The following is a 465-nucleotide window of genomic DNA, read 5'->3' on the forward strand; positions in this document are numbered from 1 at the left end:
TTACTCCCTCAACATCTCCCCTAACTGCTGGTTTCAGCAGAGGCAAAGCAACTCCAGCTAAGTTCGCTCCAAGAGCTAAAGCTTTTGCAATCATTATACCGTCTCTAATTCCGCCAGTTGCTATTATCGGCAAGTCAGTTGCATATCTAACTTCCACAACACTAATTGCTGTGGGAATTCCCCAGTCCCAGAACTTTAAGGCCAGATTTCTGCTCCTTTCGTCTTTTGCCCTGTAGTACTCAACGCCGCTCCAGCTCGTCCCACCGAGGCCGCCGACGTCAATCGCGTCTATTCCAATGCTCTCGAGCCGTATCGCGACCTCCATTGAAACTCCCGCGCCGGTTTCTTTAGCAATTATCGGGTAGGGGAACTCGGCCTTAAGCTCGGCGAGGGCCTTCAGGACACCCCTGTACTGTGTATCCCCTTCGGGCTGGACGCTCTCCTGGAGGGGGTTCATGTGGATTG

The 465-nt window shown here is 52.7% G+C and carries 1 protein-coding gene; it reads right to left on the minus strand.

Annotation, left to right across the window (positions count from 1 at the left end):
* Positions 1-465: alpha-hydroxy-acid oxidizing protein (locus tag E3E28_RS10815; RefSeq protein ID WP_167915457.1), on the minus strand; the 465-nt coding region annotated here is incomplete at both ends.

Origin of the sequence: Thermococcus sp. 21S9, from assembly GCF_012027635.1 — an archaeon.
Classification (GTDB): domain Archaea; phylum Methanobacteriota_B; class Thermococci; order Thermococcales; family Thermococcaceae; genus Thermococcus.